General features: G+C 72.3%; 23 protein-coding genes and 1 riboswitch. Of the genes, 7 read left to right on the top strand and 16 right to left on the bottom strand.

The features are described from left to right. Nucleotides 1-81 precede the first annotated feature (81 nt). Nucleotides 82-297 (top strand): hypothetical protein, encoded by a 216-nt coding sequence (locus ABZY44_RS16665; protein WP_356654308.1) that lies wholly within the window; start codon nt 82-84, stop codon nt 295-297. Between the two features lie 191 nt (nt 298-488). Here ABZY44_RS16665 and ABZY44_RS16660 read toward each other — a convergent pair whose 3' ends face one another. The 6 genes from ABZY44_RS16660 to ABZY44_RS16635 all read right to left on the bottom strand — a co-directional run bounded on the left by ABZY44_RS16660 (nt 489) and on the right by ABZY44_RS16635 (nt 5407). After that, on the bottom strand, nt 489-1661 hold the full coding sequence (locus ABZY44_RS16660; protein WP_356654306.1) for an acyl-CoA dehydrogenase family protein: 1173 nt from the start codon (nt 1659-1661) through the stop codon (nt 489-491). Nucleotides 1662-1805: 144 nt separating this feature from the next. Beyond that, entirely contained in the window at nt 1806-2492 is a 687-nt protein-coding gene (locus ABZY44_RS16655) for a TetR/AcrR family transcriptional regulator (protein WP_356654304.1), read from the bottom strand. A 55-nt stretch (nt 2493-2547) separates the two neighbouring features. Next, nucleotides 2548-2700, bottom strand: a complete 153-nt coding sequence (locus ABZY44_RS16650) for an SCO1431 family membrane protein (RefSeq protein WP_356654302.1) — start codon at nt 2698-2700, stop codon at nt 2548-2550. Nucleotides 2701-2834: 134 nt separating this feature from the next. Further along, nucleotides 2835-3257, bottom strand: coding sequence for an SPW repeat protein (locus ABZY44_RS16645; RefSeq protein ID WP_356654300.1), 423 nt, complete (start codon nt 3255-3257; stop codon nt 2835-2837). A 104-nt stretch (nt 3258-3361) separates the two neighbouring features. Further along, nucleotides 3362-3883 (bottom strand): hypothetical protein, encoded by a 522-nt coding sequence (locus ABZY44_RS16640; RefSeq protein ID WP_356654298.1) that lies wholly within the window; start codon nt 3881-3883, stop codon nt 3362-3364. A 123-nt stretch (nt 3884-4006) separates the two neighbouring features. After that, nucleotides 4007-5407, bottom strand: a complete 1401-nt coding sequence (locus tag ABZY44_RS16635; protein WP_356654296.1) for a peptidase C39 family protein — start codon at nt 5405-5407, stop codon at nt 4007-4009. A gap of 209 nt (nt 5408-5616) precedes the next feature. Here ABZY44_RS16635 and ABZY44_RS16630 point away from each other — a divergent pair, with 209 nt between their 5' ends. Beyond that, nucleotides 5617-6204 (top strand): hypothetical protein, encoded by a 588-nt coding sequence (locus ABZY44_RS16630; protein WP_356654366.1) that lies wholly within the window; start codon nt 5617-5619, stop codon nt 6202-6204. Between the two features lie 401 nt (nt 6205-6605). Then, entirely contained in the window at nt 6606-8570 is a 1965-nt protein-coding gene (locus tag ABZY44_RS16625; RefSeq protein WP_356654294.1) for an AAA family ATPase, read from the top strand. An 18-nt stretch (nt 8571-8588) separates the two neighbouring features. Here ABZY44_RS16625 and ABZY44_RS16620 read toward each other — a convergent pair whose 3' ends face one another. From ABZY44_RS16620 to ribD, 10 genes are all read right to left on the bottom strand, one after another. After that, nucleotides 8589-9692: a hemolysin family protein gene (locus ABZY44_RS16620; RefSeq protein WP_356654292.1), complete on the bottom strand. Its 1104-nt coding sequence runs from the start codon at nt 9690-9692 to the stop codon at nt 8589-8591. Beyond that, nucleotides 9689-11110: a hemolysin family protein gene (locus tag ABZY44_RS16615; protein ID WP_356654290.1), complete on the bottom strand. Its 1422-nt coding sequence runs from the start codon at nt 11108-11110 to the stop codon at nt 9689-9691. The genes ABZY44_RS16620 and ABZY44_RS16615 overlap by 4 nt, the downstream gene beginning before the upstream one ends. Before the next feature lie 202 nt (nt 11111-11312). After that, on the bottom strand, nt 11313-11777 hold the full coding sequence (locus ABZY44_RS16610; protein WP_356654288.1) for a PH domain-containing protein: 465 nt from the start codon (nt 11775-11777) through the stop codon (nt 11313-11315). Nucleotides 11778-11871: 94 nt separating this feature from the next. Then, a complete protein-coding gene (hisG, locus tag ABZY44_RS16605; protein ID WP_356654286.1) occupies nt 11872-12720 on the bottom strand; it encodes an ATP phosphoribosyltransferase in 849 nt (282 codons plus the stop codon). A gap of 111 nt (nt 12721-12831) precedes the next feature. Then, nucleotides 12832-13113 carry a phosphoribosyl-ATP diphosphatase gene (locus ABZY44_RS16600; protein ID WP_330295321.1) on the bottom strand — a complete coding sequence of 94 codons (282 nt, stop codon included), beginning with the start codon at nt 13111-13113 and terminating at the stop codon, nt 12832-12834. Nucleotides 13114-13148: 35 nt separating this feature from the next. Then, nucleotides 13149-13634 carry a 6,7-dimethyl-8-ribityllumazine synthase gene (ribH, locus tag ABZY44_RS16595; RefSeq protein WP_356654284.1) on the bottom strand — a complete coding sequence of 162 codons (486 nt, stop codon included), beginning with the start codon at nt 13632-13634 and terminating at the stop codon, nt 13149-13151. Between the two features lie 81 nt (nt 13635-13715). Then, entirely contained in the window at nt 13716-15017 is a 1302-nt protein-coding gene (locus tag ABZY44_RS16590) for a bifunctional 3,4-dihydroxy-2-butanone-4-phosphate synthase/GTP cyclohydrolase II (RefSeq protein WP_356654282.1), read from the bottom strand. Beyond that, entirely contained in the window at nt 15014-15667 is a 654-nt protein-coding gene (locus ABZY44_RS16585; protein WP_356654280.1) for a nicotinamide mononucleotide transporter family protein, read from the bottom strand. The genes ABZY44_RS16590 and ABZY44_RS16585 overlap by 4 nt, the downstream gene beginning before the upstream one ends. Continuing rightward, nucleotides 15664-16302, bottom strand: a complete 639-nt coding sequence (locus tag ABZY44_RS16580) for a riboflavin synthase (RefSeq protein ID WP_356654278.1) — start codon at nt 16300-16302, stop codon at nt 15664-15666. The genes ABZY44_RS16585 and ABZY44_RS16580 overlap by 4 nt, the downstream gene beginning before the upstream one ends. Further along, nucleotides 16303-17406 (bottom strand): bifunctional diaminohydroxyphosphoribosylaminopyrimidine deaminase/5-amino-6-(5-phosphoribosylamino)uracil reductase RibD, encoded by a 1104-nt coding sequence (ribD, locus tag ABZY44_RS16575; RefSeq protein ID WP_356654364.1) that lies wholly within the window; start codon nt 17404-17406, stop codon nt 16303-16305. Between the two features lie 262 nt (nt 17407-17668). Then, nucleotides 17669-17799, bottom strand: a riboswitch (FMN riboswitch). Between the two features lie 367 nt (nt 17800-18166). Between ribD and ABZY44_RS16570 the strand changes: the two genes are divergently transcribed. The 4 genes from ABZY44_RS16570 (at nt 18167) to ABZY44_RS16555 (ending at nt 23532) form a co-directional block, all read left to right on the top strand. Next, the gene (locus ABZY44_RS16570; protein WP_356654276.1) at nt 18167-20563 is read left to right on the top strand and encodes a chitinase C-terminal domain-containing protein; all 2397 of its coding nucleotides are present in this window, start codon (nt 18167-18169) and stop codon (nt 20561-20563) included. Nucleotides 20564-20659: 96 nt separating this feature from the next. After that, on the top strand, nt 20660-21577 hold the full coding sequence (locus ABZY44_RS16565) for an RNA polymerase sigma-70 factor (protein WP_356654274.1): 918 nt from the start codon (nt 20660-20662) through the stop codon (nt 21575-21577). A gap of 61 nt (nt 21578-21638) precedes the next feature. Further along, nucleotides 21639-22406 carry an NAD(P)H-binding protein gene (locus tag ABZY44_RS16560; RefSeq protein ID WP_356654272.1) on the top strand — a complete coding sequence of 256 codons (768 nt, stop codon included), beginning with the start codon at nt 21639-21641 and terminating at the stop codon, nt 22404-22406. A 472-nt stretch (nt 22407-22878) separates the two neighbouring features. Continuing rightward, a complete protein-coding gene (locus ABZY44_RS16555) occupies nt 22879-23532 on the top strand; it encodes a CorA family divalent cation transporter (RefSeq protein WP_356654270.1) in 654 nt (217 codons plus the stop codon). Nucleotides 23533-23595: the final 63 nt, after the last annotated feature.

Genomic DNA, 23595 nt, shown 5'->3' with positions numbered 1-23595 from the left:
GAGGGGCAAGCGGGGGGCCTGTCGAACGGATGGGCGGGGTTACCCGTGGGTCCGGTGCCGCGTTGGCCCGGCATGACCACGATGGAGACTTCCACGCCGAAGGTGGGGCGCCGCCGACGGGCACCGGCAGCAGGAAACGAAGAATCGGTTCAGCTCACGGCCGACCCGCCCATCTACAGCGCACTGCTCACCCGTTGGGCCGAGGACGGCCGGACCGTGCCCGGGCGGCGCGATCCGGAGTGGTCCACGATCACGTCCTCGCCCATCTGGCCGAGCGGCCCCCTCTTCGGCGCCTGACCGCCCCGCGGCGCGCGCGGGCCGCCGCCGTGGGCCGGACCCGTCAGCGGGCGGACCGATCAGCGGCCGAACACCTCAGCGGGCGGACGAGCCGTCGGACGCGGCGCGTGGGCACGCGCGGCCGTCACGCACCCGGACCGCCGCCCGGTCGCGCGGACGAAGGACCGGCGCGGCGCTCCGACCGGAGCGGTTCAGCGGGATTCCGGGCCCGCCAGGTGGCGGGCGATCACCATGCGCTGGATCTGGTTCGTGCCCTCCACGATCTGGAGGACCTTGGCCTCGCGCATCAGGCGCTCGACGGGGAAGTCCGCCGTGTAGCCGTAGCCGCCGAGCACCTGCACCGCGTCCGTCGTGACGGCCATCGCCGCGTCGGTGCAGAAGAGCTTGGCCATCGCCGCCTGGCGGGAGAACGGCTTGCCCGCGTCCCGCAGCCGCGCCGCAGCCAGGTACAGCGCGCGGCCCGCCTCGATCTTCGTCGCCATGTCGGCCAGCATGAACCGCAGGCCCTGGAAGTCGGCGATCGGGTGTCCGAACTGCTTGCGGTCCAGGGCGTAGCCCAGGGCCTCGTCCAGGGCGGCCTGCGCCACGCCGATCGCGCAGGCGGCGATGCCGAGGCGGCCCGCGTCCAGGGCGGCGAGGGCGATGGTGAAGCCCTGGCCCTCCTCGCCGATGCGGCGGCTGTCGGGGACCCGCACGCCGTCGAAGTGGAGCTGGGCGGTGGGCGAGCCCTTCATGCCCATCTTCTTCTCCGGGACCGCCGCGGTGAGGCCCGCCGCGTCACCCGGGACCAGGAAGGCCGTGATGCCCTTCGGGCCGTCCGCGCCCGTGCGGGCCAGGACGGTGTAGAAGTCGGCGACCCCGCCGTGGGTGATCCAGGCCTTGGTGCCGTCGATGATCCAGTCGTCGCCGTCCCGGACCGCCTTGGTGGTGAGCGAGGCCGCGTCGGAGCCGGCTCCCGGCTCGGAGAGGCAGTACGCGCCGAGGAGGCCGCCGCCGAGCATCGCGGGCAGGTGGGCGCCCTGCTGCTCCTTGGTTCCGTAGCCGGCCAGGCCGTGGCAGGCGAGCGAATGGACGCTGACGCCGAGCCCGACGGTCAGGCGGGCCGCGGCCAGCTCCTCCAGGACCTGGAGGTAGACCTCGTAGGGCTGGTCGCCGCCGCCGGACTCGCCGGCGTACGGAAGACCGAGCAGCCCGGCCTCGGAGAGCAGTCGGAAGACCTCGCGCGGAAAGCGGCCCGCGTCCTCTTCGTCTGCGGCCTGGGGCCGGATCTCCCGCTGGGCGATCTCGCGGACGAGCGCGAGCAGGTCGCGGGACTCCTCGGTGGGCAGCTGCCGGTCCACCTGGTGCGGCGCGCGGTCGATCATGGCGGCGCTCTCCTCATTCGTCAAGCACGGGGCGGCGCGTGAGGGTGGTACGCGTCGCCGGGTCTCGGGGCTCACAGCCGATAGTGCCCTCCCGGATCGCGAGAAGGTCCTGTTCAAGTGGCTGCGGCGGTTGAGTATGCCCGATCAGGGGCTTCCCGTCACGGGTAGGGGATCACCGCCCGTGAGACCGCTCCGGGCCGCGGGCGGGGCCGGGCACCCGGGAACGAGTTCCTCGATGACCGCGAGCGTCGCGCGCAGCATACGGACCAGCAGGGCGCCGACCTCGGCGCGGTCGGGACGTCCGGGCACCTCGGCCGAGCCGATCCAGTCGAGCGTGCCGCCCTCCACCCCCGACAGCCAGCCGACCAGCGCCAGCCGGGCGACCGGCGGGATCGTGCGGCGGCCGTACGCGCCTTCGGCGATGGCCGCGACGAGTTCCTCGCGGACGGCGTCGCGGAGGGCGAGGACCTCGGCGTCGGAGCCGACCCCGCCCGTGACGATGGTGCGGTAGGCGGCCTGGTGGTGCTCGGCGTAGTGGAGGTAGCCGTCGATCGTGCGGCGCACCCGCTCGGCGTCGGGGACGTCGTCGGCGGCGCCGGCGCGGGCGACGAGCCCGGCGACGGAGTCCTCGACGATGGCCAGGTAGTAGCCGCGTTTGCTCTTGAAGTAGTAGTAGATGAGGCCCTTGGCGACGCCGGCGTGCTTGGCTATGTCGTCCATGGAGAGTGCGTCGTACGAGGTGTCGGCGAACAACTTGCGGCCGATCGCGATGAGTTCGGCCCGCCGAACCTGCGAGCGCCCGGTCGCTCCGCGCTGTTGACTATTGTTCAAATTCAGCCCTAGCCTCGAACCGCCTCAGGATGCCCGCAGTATCGCAGACGGCTGATCAGAGCCAGCCGACCTGGGTGACGAACATGGCCACGACGACGACCAGGGTCCAGCCGAGCACGTGCTCCAGCCAGGAGGAGCCGTCCTCGGGGCCGCCGGTGCGGACCAGGTGGCGGGCACGGGAGGTCGGGGCTGCGCTGTGTGCGGTCATGCCGTCCAATGTGACAGCGGTGGCACCCCTCGCGATAGGACGATGGTCACGGGTGGCATGGCTCACGCCCCCGGCCGCGGGGCGGGCCGGGGGCGTGAGGGGCGCGGGCACGGCAGGCGGCCGTGCGGGCACGGTCAGGTGGCGCGGCTGCGGCCGGCCATGGCCGCCATGGCCAGGGCGAGGCAGAGGGCGACGCCGCCGGCGATGACGTTGCTCACCACGGTGCGGGTCGTGTCGACGTTTCCGGCGATGACCCACGGCGCGACGATCGTCCAGGCTCCGAGGGCGACCGCCGTCCAGGCCATGGCGTGGGTGCGCTCGTAGGCGGAGCCGAGCCCGCTCATGCACAGGCAGTACGCCAGACCGGCGATCAGGTTGTTGACCGCCAGCGCGCTCAGTCCGCTGAATCCCACGATCCACGGCGAGGCCGCCAGGTAGAGACCCGTGATCAGCGCCAGCGCCTCGACGGCCTGGGCGCCCGGGGTGCTGGTGACGCGCTCGAACCGGGTGCGCATCTCGGCGAGGTCGGGGTGGTGTTCGATGCTGTGGGTGGTCATGGGGCCGCCTCCTTGTGAAGCGCGAAGCCTTTATGTGACCTTTATTCCCTTATCTTCCCTTTTCACGCATTCGGGTCAACGGGATTTTCGCGGGTTGCGCCCGGCTACCGCCTGCGGGGCTGCGCCCGTCGACGGTCCTTGCGCACCCCGGCGGCGGTGCTGGTCGCGCCGGACAGGGCCGTCAGCAACGCGGCGCCGGCGAGCGCCCACTCGACCTTGCCTCCCCCGCCTTCCTGGGCTGTCGTCGTCACCCTCTCGATCATCTTCTCGGTCACCGTCACCGTCGGCCCCACCGTCACGGTCCGCGTCTCGGTCACGACGCCGGCCGGCGGCACGCCGGTCGGTCGCGGCGGTCGCGCCGTCGGGGCCGCGTCGGCCCCACCGGACCGGGTGGGATGCGCCGAAAGGCTCGGCGAGGCCTCCTCGGAGGCGGCGGGCGCGTCAGGAGGGGGCGCGGTGACGGTGGACACCACCGTCACCTCTCCGGGTGGCGCCTGCGCCGACACGGTGACGAGGGTGAGCGCGCAGAGCGCGGAGAAACCCAGGACCATGAGGACGATGCCGGTCCAGAAGAGCTTCGAGCGTCCCGCCGCGCGGACGGCACCCCTGGGGGCGTCGGGGGTCACCCCTCCACCATGCGCCCCGGCGCCGGAGCCCGCGCGGCCTGCGCCGCCCGGGGCCGACCGGGACGGGTCGCCTCCTGGCGGCGAGGGCTCCTCGCCCGTCGCGGACGGGGCTTCACCGGGTTCCTACAGGACACCCACCGCCCGCAACGCGGCGAGCTGGCCCGCGTTCGGGCGGGCGGGGCCGTAGAGGTAGCAGACACCGCCCGTGCCGGAGACGACCTTGCCCGCCGCGCCCTTGCGCTTGGTGCGCAGCCAGGCGTTCTCCCATTCGCGGCGCCGGTAGACGCGGCGCACGGACGCGTTGTCGGCCGAGTTGGGGTCGTTGGCGATCACGTCGCCGGCCGCGGTGAAGCCGATGACGGTCATCAGGTGGCCGGCCGTGCCGTAGCCCGCGCCCGTGAGTTCCTCGGGGGTGAAGGACTGCGAGGTGATGACCGGGATGCCGGCCCGGACCAGGGTCTCCAGGTCGGTGAGGGAGCCGAGCCGGGTGACGACGCCGGCCATCTGCCGGTAGGTGGCGGCGTAGGCGGCGTTGAAGGGCCAGTTTCCGCAGCCCTTGTACGCGGCGTCGTAGGTGGAGCGGGCGGCGTGGCAGACCTGGGGGTCGGCATAGCCCTTCTTGACCCAGGCCAGGGACTTGGCGCTGGCCCTGCGGCCCCAGAACTCGATGATCATCTGGGAGGAGGTGGGGCTGCACCAGGCCTCGCCGCCGTTGTCGTACTCGGGGTACCGGCCCACGTGGACCTCCTGCGAGTACCGCGGCACCTCCAGCTCGTGGGCCACGCCGGAGGGGACGGAGGCCGGGACGGTGAAGCGGTCCGGGAGTCCGGAGGCCATGGCGCCCGCCAGCCACACCGTCGGGCCGCGCTCGGCGCCCGGCTTGCGGTACAGGGTCAGGCGCAGCCGCCAGTCCTTGATCCGCAGCCCGCTCGCGCGGGCGTCCACGGCCACGGTGTCGGTCCAGACGGTGGTCTTGCCGTCGGTCTGGCCGTCGATGGAGGTGCGCCGGATGTCGCCGTCGCCGGAGGCCCAGCGGCCCATCACGTACCAGGGGCTGGCCGTGCCGTCCGTGTAGGTGCCGCGCAGTTCGATCTGGATCCAGGTTCCGGCCGGGGTGCGGGCGTTCCAGGAGGCGACGGCCTCGGTGGCGGGCACGGTGGAGGCGTGCACCGGGGAGGTCCAGACGGCGTACTCCCAGGTGCTCCTCTTCCCGGTGTGCGGGTCGGCGTACTCGCTGCGGCCGGCCGGGGTCCTGATCTCCAGGCCGGGGCGGGCGCCGCCGACGGGCGTGGTGCCCTGGTGCGTCCCGGCCCGCCAGTGCGCGTACGAGTACCAGAACCGGTTGTCCACCGTCCTGGCGGTGGCCGCGCCGGCGGGTGCGGCCACCGCCGGCGGATCCGTTGCCGGGCCGGCGCCGGGCGCGGGCTCCGGGCCGGCCCCGGCCCGGCCGCCGGGGACGGTGGCCGCGGTGGCGGCCGCGAGGACGACGGCCAGCAGGGCACGGCGTGGTGTGGGTGCGGACATCGGCGTGGCCCCCAGGGGTAGCTGCGGTGGTCGACGGCTCCACCCTTCCAGTTCCCGCGTGCCGGACGCCGAAGCCACGGGGCCGTGTCGGGGTGACGCGGGCGCCGGGCCGGGCCCGCCGCCGGAGCCCCTACGCTGGGCGAGTGGAGCTTCAGCCGTCACTTCCGCCCCTTCATCCCCTTCGGTCGCTCGCGCGCGAGCTCGCCGCCCTGCCGCCCTCCCTCGGGCCGGTGCGCCTGATCGGCATCGACGGGCACGCCGGTTCCGGCAAGACCACCTTCGCGGGGCGGCTCGCCGAGGCGCTGGGCGGTGCGCCCGTGCTGCACCTGGACGACGTGGCCACCCACGAGGAACTCTTCGGCTGGGACCGGCGGCTGCGCGTCCAGGTGCTGGAGCCGCTGGCCGCGGGACGGCCCGCGCACTGGGCACCGTACGACTGGGTCGCACGGGACTTCGGGCCGGAGCGGCAGCTGGAGCCGGCGTCCGTGCTGCTCGTCGAGGGGGTCGGCGCCGGGCGCCGGGCACTGCGCCCGTGGCTGGCGCGGCTGCTGTGGATGGAAATGCCGCACGCGAAGTCCTGGGGGCGCGGACGCGACCGGGACGGGCGTGAACTCTCCGACTTCTGGGACGGATGGGAGCGCGCGGAGCTCGCGCACTTCTCGGATGACCCTTCGCGCCCCTTCGCGGACACGCTGGTACGGCAGAGCGGTACGGGATACGAGTGGTCTTCCGGGACTGCCGAGACCCCCGCACCCGCCCCTTCCCTCACCGAGGGTGACGGGCTCCCCCAGGCCTGAGGAGGCTCGGAAAGCCGTGGTCCGGAGGCCTTCCCCACCTCCTTGACCCGAGGACCGGGCCGGCCTTACGTTCTGAACGAGCGGCCCTCACCGGCCGCCTCGGACGCGAAGCCCCCGATCGTTCCCCCGTGACCGGGGGCTTCGTTCCGCCCCGGATCCCTCCGCGATCCGCTCCTCGGCGGGCCTTCGCGCCCCCGCGGCACGCACCGGAGAGCCACCACCTCTTCACCCTGTGTCACGATGCGCCCCAGGGGCTCGCACCCCAACCATCTCCGCCGCACCCTACGTAAGGGGCGTAACCGCAGGTACGATGCACCCCTGATTTCATCGGCGCAGGAACAACTCACGTGTGCGTCACGGGGGTTGCCGCGCACCACGGGGACAGGCTTGTGGGGGACCTGATGGATTTCGCCGCGGTGGGCAGCGCACACGCCCCGGCCGAACTCGCCTGGCTGCGAGGGGTGGACGCCTGCACGATGGGCGCCTACCCCCAGGCCGAGGAGGAGTTCCGGACGGCCGTACGCCTGGATCCCACGATGGCCGACGCCTGGCTCGGCCTGCACGCGTTACGGGTCGACACCACCGACGCGTTACTGCGCATGTACGCCCACCGGGACCGCTTCGGGGAGCAACGGGACCGCCACCGGCGGACGCTGAACTCCTGGTACTGGCTGGGCTGGTGGGTGCAACCGGTGCTGGAGAGCCGCCGGGACCTGCTGCTGGCGCACGCCTCGCACTGGCTGGACGGTCGGCACGTGCCGGAGCTGGACCGGGCGCTGGCCGCACTGCCGCCCGTGGACACCGATCCGCAGGTCCGCTTCCTGCACGCCTGCCGCGCGTACCTGGTCAAGGACTGGGAGCAGTTGGTGCGGCACACGGACTCCCTGGTGGACGATCCGCTGCTGGGCATCGAGGCGGGTCTGTTCGGCGGGATGGCCCGGGTGCGCCTCGAGATGTACGGGCAGGCGGAGCCGCTGCTGTCGGCCTCGCTGATGCGCTGCCGCAGCGAGCAGCCACAGCGCAAGGAACTGCGGTACTGGCTCGCGCGGGCGCACGAGGGGACCGGACGCAGCGCGGCGGCCCTGCCGCTGTACCGGGCGGTGCACCGGGCGGACCCGGCGTTCATGGACACGGCGGCCCGGCTGACGGCGATCGAGGACGGCGAGGACGCCGACGGACTCGCCGGGTACGCGGGGAACACGGGCTACGAGGGGCTCGGCGGGCACGGCCCGTCCCCCTCCGGCGGGGACCTGGCGGCGGTGGCGCTGGGGGGCGCGGGCCCGGTCCAGGACCTCGCGGCGGACGGGCAGGCGGAGCCGGACCAGCTGTCCTCGCCGGAGCCCTCCGAGCCCCGGCACGGCGCCGGGGGCCCGCCCTCGGGGCCCGGCCCGGGGGGACCCGGCGGACCCGGCGGGGCGCGGCGCAAGGTGGCGCTGCCGGCCCAGCCCGGCCCGGCGGGGCTGCCGCCCGGTCCCGCGGATCCGGCGGCGCTGGCCGAGGCGCTCGAGGAGCTGGAGCGGATGGTGGGCCTGGAGCCGGTCAAACGGCAGGTGAAGGCCCTCTCCGCGCAACTGCACATGGCCAGGCTGCGGGCGGTTCAGGGGCTGCCGGTACAGCCGCCGAAACGGCACTTCGTCTTCTCGGGGCCCTCGGGTACGGGCAAGACCACGGTCGCGCGGATCCTGGGCCGGGTGTTCTACGCGCTGGGGCTGCTCGGCGGCGACCACCTGGTGGAGGCGGGGCGCGCGGACCTGGTCGGCGAGTTCCTCGGGCAGACCGCCGTGAAGGCGAACGAGCTGATCGACTCGGCTATCGGCGGGGTGCTGTTCGTGGACGAGGCGTACAGCCTCTCCAACTCCGGTTACAGCAAGGGTGACGCGTACGGCGACGAGGCCCTGCAGGTTCTGCTGAAGCGGGCGGAGGACAACCGCGACCACCTGGTGGTGATCCTGGCGGGCTATCCGGCGGGCATGGACCGCCTGCTGGCCACCAATCCGGGGCTGTCCTCGCGGTTCACCACCCGGGTCGACTTCCCGAGTTACCGGCCGCTGGAGCTGACGGCGATCGGCGGGGTGCTGGCGGACGCCAACGGCGACCTGTGGGACGCGGAGGCGCTGGAGGAGCTGCGCAGCATCAGCGGGCACGTGGTGGAGCAGGGCTGGATCGACGAGCTCGGCAACGGCCGCTTCCTGCGCACCCTGTACGAGAAGAGCTGCGCGTACCGGGACCTGCGGCTGTCGGGCTTCGCCGGCGATCCGTCCCGGGAGGACCTGTCGACGCTGCGGCTGGCGGACCTGATGCAGGCCTACGGCGAGGTCCTGTCGGGCCGGGGTCCCCAGGAACGGCCGGAGCCCCCGCCGTTGTAGGGGCGGGGCTCCGGCCGGTCAGCGGGCCAGGGCGTCCTGTGCGACGGAGGCCGGTGCGGCCGACGGCGCCGGGGCGGCTCGCCGGGCGGCCGGAGCCGTGCGGTGCGCGGGGTCGCGCACCTCTCCGACCAGGGTCTCCAGTACGTCTTCCATGGCGACCAGGCCGAGCACCCGTCCGGCCGGGTCGGCGACCTGGGCGAGGTGGGTGGCGTCCCGGCGCATGACGCTGAGGGCGTCGTCGAGCGGGAGGGTGGAGCACACGGTGGTCATCCGGCGCCAGACGCGCTGGGGCACGGCCCGCTCCCGGTCCTCCAGGTCCAGTACGTCCTTCACGTGCAGGTAGCCCATGAAGGCGCCGCTGTCGGCGCGGACGGGGAAGCGGGAGTACCCGGTGCGGACCGTCAGCTGCTCGATCTGGCGCGGGGTGACGGACGGCCCGACCGTGACCAGCCCGTCGGGGGCGAGGAGGACGTCGGTGACCGGGCGGCTGCCCAGCTCCAGCGCGTCTTCCAGGCGCTCCTGTTCGCCGGGCTCCAGGAGTCCGGCCTGCCGGGAGTCCTCGACGAGCCGGCCGAGCTGGGCGGAGGTGTAGACGGCCTCGACCTCGTCCTTGGGCTCGACCTTGAAGAGCCTCAGGACCAGCTTGGCGCAGGCTCCGAGGGCGGTGGTGACCGGCCCGCAGACACGGGCGAAGGCGACCAGGCCGGGGCTGAACCACAGCGCGGTCCTCTCGGGGGCCGCCATGGCGAGGTTCTTGGGGACCATCTCGCCGATGACCAGGTGCAGGAAGACCACGGCGGCGAGCGCGAGCGCGTAGCCGAGGGGGTGGATCAGGCCTTCGGGCACGTGGGCGGCGTGGAAGACGGGCTCCAGCAGCCGGGCCACCGTCGGCTCGGCGACCGCGCCGAGGGTGAGGGAGCACATGGTGATGCCGAACTGTGCGGCGGCCATCATGCGCGGCAGGTTCTCCAGTCCGTGGAGCACCTGGCGGGCCCGCTTGGAGCGGGCCGCGAGGGGCTCGATCTGGCTGCGCCGGACGGAGACGAGTGCGAACTCGGCGCCGACGAAGAAGCCGTTGGCCAGGACGAGGAGCAGGGCGAAGAGGAGTTGGAGCGCGTTCACCGGCCACCCACCGACTGGAGCTGTGCGGGGGCGGGCAGTGCGTCGAACCCGCCCGGGGCCGGTACGCCGGCGTGCGGCACGCCCGGGTCCGGCTGGCCGGAGCCCAGCGGCGCGGTGCGCACCAGCCGGACCCGCTCGGCGCGGTAGCGGCCGACCTGGCGGACGGAGAGCTTCCAGCCGGGCAGTTCGGCGCGGTCCCCGGGGGCGGGGATCCGGCCGAGCAGATCGGCGACGAGGCCGGCGACGGTCTCGTACGGGCCTTCGGGGACCTCGAGGCCTATCCGGCGCAAGGTCTGCACGCGGCAGCTGCCGTCGGCCTCCCAGGAGGGGCGGCCGTCCTCGGCGGGTACGGCGGCCAGTTCCGGATGGTCGTCCTCCGCGAGGTCGTGCTCGTCGCGGACCTCGCCGACGAGCTCCTCCACGATGTCCTCCAGGGTGACGACGCCGGCGGTGCCGCCGTACTCGTCGACGACCACGGCCATGGGCTGCTCGCTGCGCAGCCGTTCCAGCAGCGGCTGCACCGGCAGGGAGCCGGGCACCCGCAGCGGGGCGACGCAGATGCGGCTGACGCTGGTGCGGGCGCGCTCGGACTCGGCCACGGCGAGGGCGTCCTTGAGGTGGACGACCCCGGTGATCTCGTCGATGCGCTCGCGGTAGACCGGGAAGCGTGAGAGCCCGGTGGCGCGGGTCAGGTTGAGCACGTCGGCGGCGGTGGCCGTGTGCTGGAGGGCGCTGACCCTGACGCGGGGCGTCATGACCAGCTGGGCCGTGAGCTCGCCCAGCGAGAGGGTCCGTACGAAGAGGTCGGCGGTGTCCTGTTCGAGGGCGCCGGCCTGGGCCGAATGGCGGACCAGGGAGACCAGTTCGCCGGGGGTGCGGGCGGTGGCCATCTCCTCGGTGGGCTCCACGCCGAGCGCGCGCACGAGGCGGTTGGCGATGGCGTTGAGGGCCGCGATGACCGGCCGGAAGGCCCGGGAGAAGGCGTGCTGCGGGCCGGCGACGAAGCGGGCCACCTGGAGCGGCCGGGAGACCGCCCAGTTCTTCGGTACGAGCTCGCCGACGATCATCTGGACGGCGGAGGCGAGCAGCATGCCGATGACGACGGAGGCGCCGGGGACGACGCCCTCGGGAAGACCGGTCGCGGACAGCGGACCGGCCAGCAGGGCGGCGAGGGCGGGCTCGGCGAGCATGCCCACCACCAGGGAGGTGATGGTGATGCCGAGCTGGGTGCCCGAGAGCTGGAAGGACAGCTCCCGCAGGGCTTCGACGACCGTGCGGGCACGGCGGTCACCTTCGGCGGCGGCGCGTTCGGCCTCGGGTCTCTCCACCGTGACGAGGCCGAATTCGGCCGCCACGAAGAAGCCGTTGGCGAGGATCAGGGCGAAGGCCGCCATGAGCAGGAGTAGCGGGATGGTCATGATGCCGCCGCCCACGTGGGGAGGGCGGCGCGGGTACTACCGGACGATCCGTCCATTGCTGGAGGGAGTCACTCCTCGAGTCGCAGGTGCCCACGGGCCACGAGGTCCGGGGCCGGTGGGAGGGCGCGTCGTCGCGCCCCCACACCAGGGTAGTCACTGAGATCGCCGCCGCAATGGGACGCAGCGACGAGGTCGGCCGGGCTCAGTGGTTCTTCGAGCCGGTTCCGCGGGTCTCGGCGAGGGCCCGCAGGGCGCGGGCGTCGGCGATCGCCTGGTCCTTGGCGACCCCCGGCTGGATGCCGAGGGCGGGCAGGCTGGTGCCGTCGCTGAGGTCGAGGAACACCCAGGCGTCGCCCGGGCGGAGGTTGACGCGCAGGATCTGCGCCCACTCCAGGCGGCGGGTGGTGGTGAGGTTGACGACCGTCACCCCGGCCTCGTCGGCGACCACCTTGGGGCGGCTGAGCAGGACGAGGACGGAGGAGAGCAGGACCGCGGTGAAGACGAAGGCGATCCGCTCACCGGGGTGCAGGGTTTCGAGGATCAGCGCGATCGTCGTGATCGTGGCGAACATGGCCGCGCCGACGCCCAGCAGGACGGCCCGGGTACGGGTCGGCCGGAAGGTGACCGGGAGGGCGGGCGGTACGGGCTGGGCGGTGGCGTCGGCCATGTTCGTATGCCTTCGGACTTCGGATAGTGCCGGACGGTGCCTGTGGTGCGAGTCACGGGGTGCGCCGGCGTCGGATCGGGGGCCGGCGCACGCGTCAGAGGCGGCAGGCGTGGATCGAGGTGGTGAGGATCGCGCGGGCGCCGAGCTCGTAGAGGTCGTCCATGATCCGCTGGGCCTCCTTGGCGGGGACCATCGCGCGGACGGCGACCCAGCCCTCGTTGTGCAGCGGGGAGACGGTCGGCGACTCCAGGCCCGGGGTGAGGGCGACGGCGCGCTCCAGGTGCTCGGCACGGCAGTCGTAGTCCATCATCACGTAGCTGCGCGCGACCAGGACGCCCTGGAGGCGGCGCAGGAACTGCTGGGCCCGCGGGTCCTCGGGGTCGGTTCCGCTGCCGCGGATGACGACGGCCTCGGAGGTCATGATCGGCTCGCCGATGACCTCCAGGCCGGCGTTGCGCAGGCTGGTGCCGGTCTCGACGACGTCGGCGATGATCTGGGCGACGCCGAGCTGGATCGCGGTCTCGACCGCGCCGTCGAGGTGGACGACGGAGGCCTCGATGCCCTTGTCGGCGAGGTGCTTGGCGACGATTCCCTCGTAAGAGGTCGCGATGGTCATCCCGTGGAAGTCCTCGGGACCCTTCGCGGTGCCCGGGATCGTGGCGTAGCGGAAGGTGGAGCGGCCGAAGTTGAGCGGCAGGATCTCCTCGGCGCTGGCGCCGGAGTCGAGCAGCAGGTCGCGGCCGGTGATGCCGATGTCCAGCTTGCCGGAGGACACGTAGATCGCGATGTCCTTGGGGCGGAGGTAGAAGAACTCCACCTCGTTGCCGGGGTCGACGACCACGAGCTCCTTGGACTCCTTGCGCATCCGGTAGCCGGCCTCATGGAGCATCGCCGACGCCGGTCCGGAGAGAGAACCCTTGTTGGGGACGGCGATGCGCAGCATGGGGCTTCCTTTGGTGCGTAGGTGCGAACGGGGGTGCTGGTACTCGGTGCGGTGACCGGTGCGAGGACGCCCCGGCGCGGTGCGCCGGGGCCCGCGCGGATCTGCTGCGGCCTAGAGGTGCGCGTAGACGTCGTCGAGGGAGATCCCGCGCGCCACCATCATCACCTGGACGTGGTAGAGCAGCTGGGAGATCTCCTCGGCGGCGGCTTCCTTGCTCTCGTACTCGGCGGCCATCCAGACCTCGGCGGCCTCCTCGACGACCTTCTTGCCGATGGCATGGACGCCCTTGCCGACGAGTTCGGCGGTGCGGGAGGTGCTGGGGTCGCCGTTGGCGGCCTTGAGCTGGAGCTCGGTGAAGAGCTCTTCGAAGCTCTTGGAGGGTTCGTTGGCCATGATGGTCCTCAGAATACGGGGTGTGCGGGTGCCGGCTAGCGCCAGGGTTCGCTGACGGTCCGCAGCGTCATGGCGGTGGAGACGGCGGCGGTGACCGCTTCGTGCCCCTTGTCCTCGTTCGACCCCTCGAGTCCGGCGCGGTCCAGCGCCTGCTCGTCGTTGTCGCAGGTCAGTACGCCGAAGCCGATGGGGACTCCGGTGTCGATCGATACCTGCACCAGGCCCTGGGTGACGCCCTGGCAGACGTAGTCGAAGTGCGGGGTGCCGCCGCGGATGACCACGCCGAGGGCGACGACGGCATCGTAGCCGCGACCGGCCAGTACCTTCGCCACGACCGGCAGCTCGAAGCTGCCCGGGACGCGCAGCACGGTGGGCTCGTCGATCCCCAGCTCGTGCAGGGCCCGCAGGGCGCCGTCCACCAGGCCGTCCATGACCTTCTCGTGCCACTGGGCCGCGATCACGGCGACTCGCAGGTCTCCGCAGTTCTTCACGCTCAGTTCGGGTGCGCCCTTGCCGCTCACAGCTCTGCTCCTCGGTGTTCCGTTGTCTGGCGGGAAAGTGTGTCTGGTGGGGAAGTGTGTCCGGTGGGGTAAGGCCGGTGGCTACTGGTTGCCGCAGGCGGACGTGGTCTGGGCCGCGTCCAGCCAGGGCAGGTCGTGGCCCATCCGGTCCCGCTTGGTGCGCAGGTAGCGCAGGTTGTGCTCGCCCGCCTCCATGGGCATCGGCTCCCGGTCGGAAACCTTGATGCCGTGCAGGACGAGGGCTTCCGCCTTGTCGGGGTTGTTGGTCAGCAGCCTGACGCTGTGGACGCCGAGGTCGGCGAGCATCTGGGCGCCGGCCGCGTAGTCGCGGGCGTCGGCGGGCAGGCCCAGCTCCAGGTTGGCGTCGAGGGTGTCGCGGCCGCGTTCCTGGAGCTCGTAGGCGCGCATCTTGGACAGCAGTCCGATGCCTCGGCCCTCGTGGCCGCGCAGGTAGACGATCACGCCGCGGCCCGCGGCCTGGACGCGCTGCATGGCGGTGTGCAGCTGGGGGCCGCAGTCGCAGCGCTGGGACTGGAAGATGTCGCCGGTCAGGCACTCGGAGTGCATCCGGACCAGGACGTCCTCGCCGTCGCCGATCTCGCCGTGGACGAGGGCGACGTGCTCGACGCCGTCGACGGTGGAGCGGTATCCGTAGGCCGTGAACTGTCCGAAGGCGGTCGGCAGGTTGACCTGGGCCTCGCGGCGCACGGTGGGTTCGGCGGAGCGGCGGTAGGCGATCAGGTCCTCGATGGAGATGATCGTCAGGCCGTGCTTGCGGGCGAAGGGGATCAGCTCGGGCAGCCGCAGCATGACGCCGTCCTCGCCGGCGATCTCCACGATGGCGCCGGCCGGGCGCAGGCCCGCGAGGCGGGCGAGGTCGACGGCGGCCTCGGTGTGGCCGTTGCGGACCAGCACGCCGCCGGGCTTGGCGCGCAGCGGGAAGACGTGGCCGGGGCGGACGAAGTCGGCGGGGCCGCTGACTCCGTCGGCGAGGAGCCGCAGGGTGGTGGCGCGGTCGGCGGCCGAGATGCCGGTGGTGACGCCGTGGGCGGCGCTCGCGTCGACCGAGACGGTGAAGGCGGTCTGCATCGACTCGGTGTTGTGCTGGACCATCTGCGGGAGTTCGAGCCGTTCCAGCTCGGGGCCCTCCATCGGCGCGCAGATCAGGCCGCGGCACTCGCTCATCATGAACGCGATGATCTCGGGGGTGGCCTTCTCGGCCGCGATGACGAGGTCGCCCTCGTTCTCGCGGTCCTCGTCGTCCACGACGACGACCGGGCGCCCGGCCGCGATGTCGCGGATGGCCTGCTCGACGGGGTCGAGCCGGAAGGGCTCGTGGTCGGTCTCGTCGGGCACGGGCTTCAGGACGGGGTTCGGGGTCATGCCGTTGCTCCTTCCAGGGCCGGGGCGGGGGTGGTGCGCGCGCGCTGGTACCAGTCGTAGGCGCCCCAGAGGACGAGGGCGAAGTACACGACGTAGACGAGGCCGGAGAAGGCCAGGCCGCTGTTGAAGGCGAGGGGGACGCCGACCAGGTCGACGAGGAGCCAGGCGAACCAGAACTCGACCAGGCCGCGGGCCTGGGCGACCATCGCGACGATGGTCCCGACGAAGATGTAGGCGTCGGCCCACGGGCTCCACGACAGGCTCGGGACGAGGGTGAACAGCCCGCCCACGGCCAGGGTTCCGGCGGCCGCGCCGGCCAGCAGGAGGCCGCGCTCCTTCCAGGTGGCGGTGCGGACGGCGATGGTTCCGTCCTGGGCCTTGCGGCTGCCGAGCTGCCAGGCCCGCCAGCCCCATACGGCGACGCCGATGACCAGGAGCTGCTTGCCGACGCCGCCGGCGAGGTGGGCGGAGGCGTAGGCGCCGACGAGGATCAGGCCGGAGAGGAGCTGGGCGGGCCAGGTCCACAGGGAGCGGCGCCAGCCGAGCGCGAGGGCGCCCAGGCCCATCAGGTTGCCGATCATGTCGGACCAGATGACCTTCTGGCCGAAGACGGCGAAGGCCTCGGTGTTGAGCCAGGTCAGAGCGCTCACTGGGCTGTCCCTTCGGTGTGCGGCACGTTCCCGGCCTGGGGGGTCGTGCCGGCGGCGAGCAGGCGCTCCACGTACTTGGCGAGGACGTCGACCTCGAGGTTGACCGGGTCGCCGGGCTGCTTGATGCCGAGCGTGGTCAGCGCGAGGGTGGTGGGGATGAGGCTGATGGTGAACCAGTCGGCCGCGGCCTCGACCACGGTCAGGCTGACGCCGTCGACGGTGATGGAGCCCTTCTCCACGACGTAGCGGGAGAGGTTCGCCGGGAGCGCGACCTTGACGAGCTCCCAGTGCTCCGAGGGGGTGCGGGAGAGGATCGCGCCGGTGCCGTCCACGTGGCCCTGGACCAGGTGTCCGCCGAGGCGTCCGCCCAGCGCCATCGGGCGCTCGAGGTTGACGCGGGAACCGTTGCCCAGGGCGCCGAGGCTGGAGCGGTTGAGGGTCTCCTGCATGACGTCGGCGGTGAACTCGCCCCCGGCGCACTCCACGACGGTCAGGCAGACGCCGTTGACCGCGATGGAGTCGCCGTGCTTGGCGCCCTCGGTGACGAGGGGGCCGCGCAGGCGGAAGCGGGAGGCCTCGGGAAGTTCCTCGACTGCGGTGACTTCGCCCAGTTCTTCGACGATTCCGGTGAACACTCAGTGCTCCTTGAGGGCAGTGTGGGAGGTGAGGACGGTGGGGGCGGACCGGACGGCGGGGACGGCGGTGACCCGGATGTCGGTGCCGATGCGGACGGTCTCGGTGATCCGGAGCCGCAGCGCCTCGGTGAGGGTGCCGATGCCTGCGTCGGCGAGGGCGTTCGGGCCGGCGCCGAGGAGGACGGGGGCGAGGTAGCCGACGACCTTGTCGACCACGCCCGCGGCGACGAAGGCCCCGGCCAGGGTCGGGCCGCCTTCGAGGAGCACGGAGCGGACCCCGCGCCGGTGGAGTTCCAGGAGCAGGGCGTCCACGGAGAGCCCGTACTTGTCGTACGGGAGCCGGGTCAGCTCCACTCCGGCCAGGTGGCGGGTGTCGGCGTCCTCGGCGACGGCGATCAAGGTGGGCGCGGCGTCGTCCAGCACCCGGGCGGTGGACCGGACGGTGGCGTGGGTGTCGAGGACCACCCGCAGCGGCTGGTCGGCGCGGAGGCCGGCGGCTCCGCGCACCGCGAGGTGCGGGTCGTCGGCGCGCAGGGTGCCCGAGCCGACGACGACGGCGTCGGCCTCGGCGCGCAGCCGGTGGACGTCGTCGCGGGATTCGGGGCAGCTGATCCAGCGGCTGGTGCCGTCCGCGGCGGCGACGCGGCCGTCGAGGGTCGCGGCGTACTTCCACAGGACGTACGGGCGGCCGAGCCGCACCGAGGTCAGCCAGGCGGCGTTGCCCTCCTCGGCCTCGGAGGCCAGCAGTCCGGCCGCGGGGGTGACCCCGGCGGCGCGCAGGGTCGCGGCCCCGCCGCTGGCCTGCGGGTTCGGGTCGGAGACGGCGTAGAGGACGCGGGTGACGCCGGCCTCGACGAGCGCCTGCGCGCAGGGCCCCGTACGGCCGGTGTGGTTGCAGGGTTCGAGGGTGACGTAGGCGGTGCCGCCGCGGGCGGCGGGGCCCGCGGCGCGCAGGGCGTGGACCTCGGCGTGCGGGCCGCCGGCCCGCTCGTGCCAGCCCTCGCCCACGACGGTGCCGGACGCGTCGGTGATCACGCAGCCGACGACGGGGTTGGGGCTGGTGGAGCCGGTTCCGCGGGCTGCGAGCTCGACGGCCCTGGCCATGGCGGAAGCGTCACGGGCGGACGTGTCGGCCGCCGGTCCGTCCGTGCCGTGCACGGGCTTGCCGCTGTCGTGCGCGTCGGCGTGTGTCGCCACCGGGTCCTCCTGCCTCATCGGGCACGGACTCCGGGGCCTGTCGGGATACGACAGATGAAGCGGGTAGCACACGCGGGGACGCCGAGGCCGGGAACACGGTCCACTCGGACGCGCGTCCCGAGGGATGCGTCGATGGACCGCCGACGGCGGCGTACCGGTGACTGGCCCGCCGCGCACTGCCTCCCATCCGGACTTTAACCGTCGGTCCAGGAATTTCACCTGGTCAACCGGCCGCTGGCTGCGGACGGGTCGCGGACTATAACCGCCGGTTCGGAATTACACCGACCCCGGAGTGCGCTGCTACTGGTACTAGAGCCAGTGTGCCACGGGTGATCGGCAGCCATGCGGGTGAGTCAATGTGGCCTAGGTCACACGTGCGGTCACTCTCCGGCGTCGCCGTTGCTCCGTCCGGCCCCTCCCTCCGCGCCCCGCGCAGGCGCCTCGGGGGCTGCCCCGGCCCTGCCCGATTCCGGGCCGGCCCGCGACCGAGCCGCCTCGCAGCGGGCTCCACTTTGGTCCAGACCTATTGACGGGTTGGTCTAGTCCTCTTAACGTTCCCTTCATCTTCCCCGGGAGACAGCCCGTCAGATGTGCGCACGTCGCGGGCCAACACGCACCACTTATCGGCCTGTTGTGTCCTGCCATCCTCCCCTCCCCAGGAGGCACCATGCTGTCCCCCGCACGCACGAGAGCGATGCTCCTGACGTCCGGCGCCGCAATCGCCGGACTGTTGGTCGCGGGCCTCTCGGCAGGCGTCTCGCACGCCGCCGACAACGAGTCCTGTCGCCCCGACGGTCTGTACAAGACGCCGGGCGTGAACGTCCCGTACTGCTCGGTCTACGACACCGAGGGTCGCGAGAAGATGGGCACCGACCACCAGCGGCGCGTCATCGGCTACTTCACCGGCTGGCGCACGGGCAAGGACGGCACGCCGGCCTACCTGCCCCACAACATCCCGTGGTCCAAGGTCACCCACCTGAACTACGCCTTCGCCCACGTCGACGGCAACAACAAGATCTCGGTCGGCGCCGACGGCGCGAAGAACTCCGCCACCGGGATGACCTGGCCGGGCGTCGCGGGCGCCGAGATGGACCCCGCCCTCCCGTACAAGGGCAATTTCAACCTGCTGAACAAATTCAAGAAGCAGTACCCGAACGTCAAGACGCTGATCTCGGTCGGCGGCTGGGCGGAGACCGGCGGCTACTTCGGCGACGACGGCAACCGCGTCGCCTCCGGCGGCTTCTACTCGATGGCCACCAACGCCGACGGCTCGGTCAACCAAGCCGGCATCGACACCTTCGCGGACTCCTCGGTCGAGTTCATCCGCACCTACGGGTTCAACGGCGTCGACATCGACTACGAGTACCCGACCACGATGAAGGACGCGGGCAACCCGCTGGACTGGCAGCTGTCCAACGCCCGCCGGGCCGGACTCGTCAAGGGCTACGCGGCCCTGATGAAGTCGCTGCGCGAGAAGCTCGACCGTGCGGGCGCCACCGACGGCAAGCACTACCTGCTCTCGGTCGCCGCCCCCTCCTCCGGCTACCTGCTGCGGGGCATGGAGACGTTCCAGATGCAGAAGTACCTGGACTACGTCAACGTCATGTCCTACGACCTGCACGGCGCCTGGAACGAGTTCGTCGGTCCGAACGCCCAGCTCTTCGACGACGGCAAGGACGGCGAACTCGCCGCGGCCGGGGTCTACTCCACGTCCCAGTACGGCGGCATCGGCTACCTGAACACGGACTGGGCCTACCACTACTTCCGCGGCTCCATGCCGGCCGGCCGCATCAACATGGGCCTGCCCTACTACACCCGCGGCTTCAAGAACGTGCAGGGCGGCACGGACGGCCTGTGGGGCAAGGCCCCGGCCACCAACTGCCCGGCCGGCGCGGGTCTGACCAAGTGCGGTGACGGCGCGGTCGGTATCGACAACCTGTGGCACGACCTCGACACCAACGGCGTCGAGTCCCCGGCCGGGTCCAACCCGATGTGGCACGCGAAGAACCTGGAGAAGGGGGTCGTCGGCGACTACGTCACCCAGTACGGCTTCCCGGCGAACACCACGCTGACCGGCACCTACGTCCGCAAGTACGACTCCACCCTGGTGGCGCCGTGGCTGTGGAACGCCCAGAAGAAGGTCTTCCTCTCCACCGAGGACGAGCAGTCCGTCAACGCAAAGGCCGACTGGGTGGTCGACAAGGGCATCGGCGGCACGATGGTCTGGGAGCTCGCCGGCGACTACGCGTACAACGCGGCCAAGGGCCAGTACGAGATGGGCGACACCCTGACGACCGCGATGTACGACAAGTTCAAGGCGGCCGCCCCGTACGGCGCCAAGCGTGCGGGCGTCACGATGCCGACCGAAGCCATCAAGGTCGACGCCGGCTTCGGCGCCTTCCCCCTCGGCGACTCCAACTACCCGATCAGCCCCAAGCTGACGATCACCAACAACACCACGGCGACCCTGCCCGGCGGTACGGAGTTCCAGTTCGACTACTCCTCCTCCGCGCCGGGCAACGCCAAGGACCAGTCCGGCTGGAACACCACGGTCATCCGCAGCGACCACACGGGCAGCAACGTGGGCGGCCTGAAGGGCGACTACAACCGGGTCTCCCTGAAGCTGCCGGCCTGGCAGTCACTGGCCCCCGGCGCCTCGGTCCAGCTGGACTTCGTCTACTACCTGCCGACCTCGACCCCGTCCAACTGGACGGTGACCTTCGGCGGCAGGACGTACGGCATCGCCGGCGACCTGGCCCGCGGTACGACGGTGGTGGAGCCGGGCGGTGCGACGCAGCCGCCGACCACTCCCCCGACCACCCCGCCCACGACGCCTCCCACGACGCCGCCGACCACCCCCCCGACCACCCCGCCGACCACGCCTCCCACGACTCCCCCGGGCGGCACCTGCGCCAACCCGGCCTACGTCGCGGGCAACGTGTACCCGGGCGGGTCGCTCGTCTCCCACAAGGGCCACCACTGGAAGGCCCAGTGGTGGACGCAGAACGAAGAGCCCGGCACCACCGGCGACTGGGGTGTCTGGAAGGACCAGGGCGCCTGCTGACCCGGTAGGCGGCTGGTGAAGGAGACGAGGACCCGGTGGCCCGGCGGCCACCGGGTCCTCGCGCTTTCGCGTACGGCGACTTCGTAGCCTTGTGCCGTGATCGCACAGGGCACCGCCTCCGTGGCGGACTTCGAGGAACACCGGCCGCGGATGTTCGCCATCGCCTACCGCATGCTCGGTTCGGCCTCGGAGGCCGAGGACACCGTGCAGGAGGCCTACCTGCGCTGGAGCTCCGCCGACCGCGGTTCCATCGAGCACCTCGGAGCCTGGCTCGCCAAGGTCGTCACCCGCCTGTGCCTCAACCAGCTCGACTCGGCCCGCGCCCGGCGCGAGGCGTACGCGGGCCCCTGGCTGCCCGAGCCGGTCCTCACCGGGCAGGGCGCGCTCGGCCCGCTGGAGTCGGCGGAGCAGCGCGACAGCGTGTCGATGGCCCTGCTGGTGCTGCTGGAGCGGCTCACTCCCACGGAACGCGCGGTGTACGTCCTGCGCGAGGCCTTCGCGTACGGCCACCGGGAGATCGCCGGGCTCCTCGACCTCACCGAGGCCAACTGCCGCCAGCTCTACCGGCGGGCGGCGGGACGGGTGAGCGCGGGCAAGGCCCCCGAGCGCCGCTTCCGGCCGGACCCGGCGCAGTGGCAGGGCCTGGTGGCGGGCTTCCTCGAAGCCGCGCGCAGCGGGGACCTGGCCCGGCTGGAGGAACTGCTGGCCGCCGACGCCCGGTACGTGTCCGACGGCGGCGGCCTGGTCAGCGCGGCGCGGCGACCGGTCCAGGGCCGCAACAACGTGGCGCGGTTCCTGCTGGGCGTGCTGCGGAAGCACCCCGTCGACCTCGCGGTCTCCTTCGCGGAGGTCAACGGGGAGCCGGCCGTGGTCATCGGAGGGATGGGAGTCCTCCAGCTGGACTTCGAGGACGGGCTGGTCGGCGAGGCGCGGGTGGTGATGAACCCGGAGAAGCTGGAATTCGTCCGGCGTCAGCTGTCACATTCCGGAGGGCTGTCCGGTCCCAGCTGGTGATCGCATCGCGTGCACGCGCTTCTCGCGCCGCACGCACCGCCCGAGGGAAGGAACGGACACCATGAGCACCATCCTCGTCACCGGGGGCACCGGACATCTCGGCGCCCTGGTCGTCGGCCGGCTGCGGGCGGGCGGCCACGACGTACGCGTCCTGAGCCGGCGGGCCGCGGAGTACCCGGTCGATCTGCTGACGGGCAGCGGACTGGACGCCGCCATGGCGGGCGCCGAGGTGGTCGTGCACTGCGCGAGCACCCCGCGCGGCGGTGACGACGTGGCGGCCGGGCACCTGATCGAAGCGGCCCGGCGGGCCGGGACGGTCACGAACATCGTCTACATCTCGATCGTAGGGGTGGATGTGGTCCCGTTCGGCTACTACAAGGTGAAGCACCAGGTCGAGCGGATGCTGGAGGCGTCGGGGCTGGGCGTGACGATCCTGCGGACGACGCAGTTCCACGACCTGGTGGCGATGGCGGTGGACGCGCTGGCGAAGGTGCCGGTGGTGCCGCTGCCGCTGCCGAAGGGGGTCCGGGTACAGCCGATCGCCGTGGAGGAGGTCGCCGACCGGATGGCGGAGCTCGCCGTCCCGACCCCGGCGGGCCGGGTCCCGGACATGGGCGGCCCGGAAATCCACCCCTTGGTGGACCTGGGCCGGGCGTACCTCGCGGCGACGGGGCGGCGACGGACGGTGTTCGCGATGCCCCTGGCGGGAAAGGCGTACGCGGCCTTTCGCCGCGGCGGCCATCTGGCCCCGTCCGACGCGGTCGGCCAGGGCACTTTCGCCGATTTCCTGGCAGCCCGGGCCGCACGGGACAGGGAGGACGCGGGCTGAGGCCGCCCGGACCGGCCGGAGGCAGTCCGCACGCTCCCCCGTACCCGATAAGGGACAGTTTGTGAGATATCGTCACATCTGACCCGCAGTCATACCCGTGGGTCACGGCATGATCCACGGTGAGGGGCGATGATCGTATCGGTGGTGTCGATGCCCGAGGGCATCGTGACGCGCACCCCCGCGTCGGAGGCACGTGAGCGTCTCGCGGAGTCCCGTTTCCTGTTCGTGGACATGGAACTGCCCGAGGAGGCCTCGCCCGGCGACCAGCAGGTCGCCCACCTGCTCGGCCTCGAGGCCGATGACCTGGCGTGGCTCGGCCGGGAGGGGGAAGCCCCTCGGGCCGAGTTCCTCGGGGGCAGCGCCGCGTTCATCGTTCCCGCGATCGAAGCGGGCCGGGTCGTCCACGTCCACGCCCTGGTCACCGAGCGGTACCTGGTCACGGTGCACCGGGGGCCGGGGGGCGGCGGCACTCGTGGAGAGTCTCATCGCCCGGTTCCCGCACGAGAGACCCCCCGACGCCGTGTCCACGTCGTTCCTGCTGCTGGACGAGGCCTTGGAGACCTATCGCCGGTCCGCCGGCCGGTCCCTCCTGGAGGTGGAGGACCTGGAGGACGAGATGTTCCGGCAGCGGCAGCCGGAACAGCTCTACCGCCTGGCGCGGCTGCGCCGGACGGCGGCCCTCCTGCACCACACGCTCCTCCCCTACCAGCAGGCGGCGGACGAGGCGGTGACGCGCAGGGTGATGAGCCGCAATTTCCCGGTGGAGCGCGAGCGGCTCGCCCGCGAGTACCAGCGGACTCTGCGGCTGGTGCTGACCGACATCGAGTCGCTCCAGGAGGCCGCCCGGCGGGCCTTGACCACCTACTCCTCCTTGGTGTCCGGCGACCAGAACGGCGTGATCAACCGGTTGGCGATCGTGTCGACCATTTTTCTGCCGCTCACCTTCCTGACGGGGTTCTTCGGCATGAACTTCGCCTACCTGACGGACGAGTTGGAAAGCGGCGCCGTCTTCTGGCTGCTCGCCGTGGGCCTCCAGGTGGTGTTCCTGGTCATCGCGCTGTACGTACTGCACCGCACCCGCATCTGGCGGATGCTGCACGACGAAGAAGAACTCGACGACCGATAGGGCGAGTACGAGCGTGACGGCGCCGTCGGTCGGCCGACGGACGGCCGACGGACGGCGCCGTCC

It is taken from the genome of Streptomyces sp. NPDC006544 (genome assembly GCF_040611715.1).
Lineage (GTDB): Bacteria > Actinomycetota > Actinomycetes > Streptomycetales > Streptomycetaceae > Streptomyces.
This window is presented reverse-complemented; position numbering and strand designations above follow the sequence as displayed.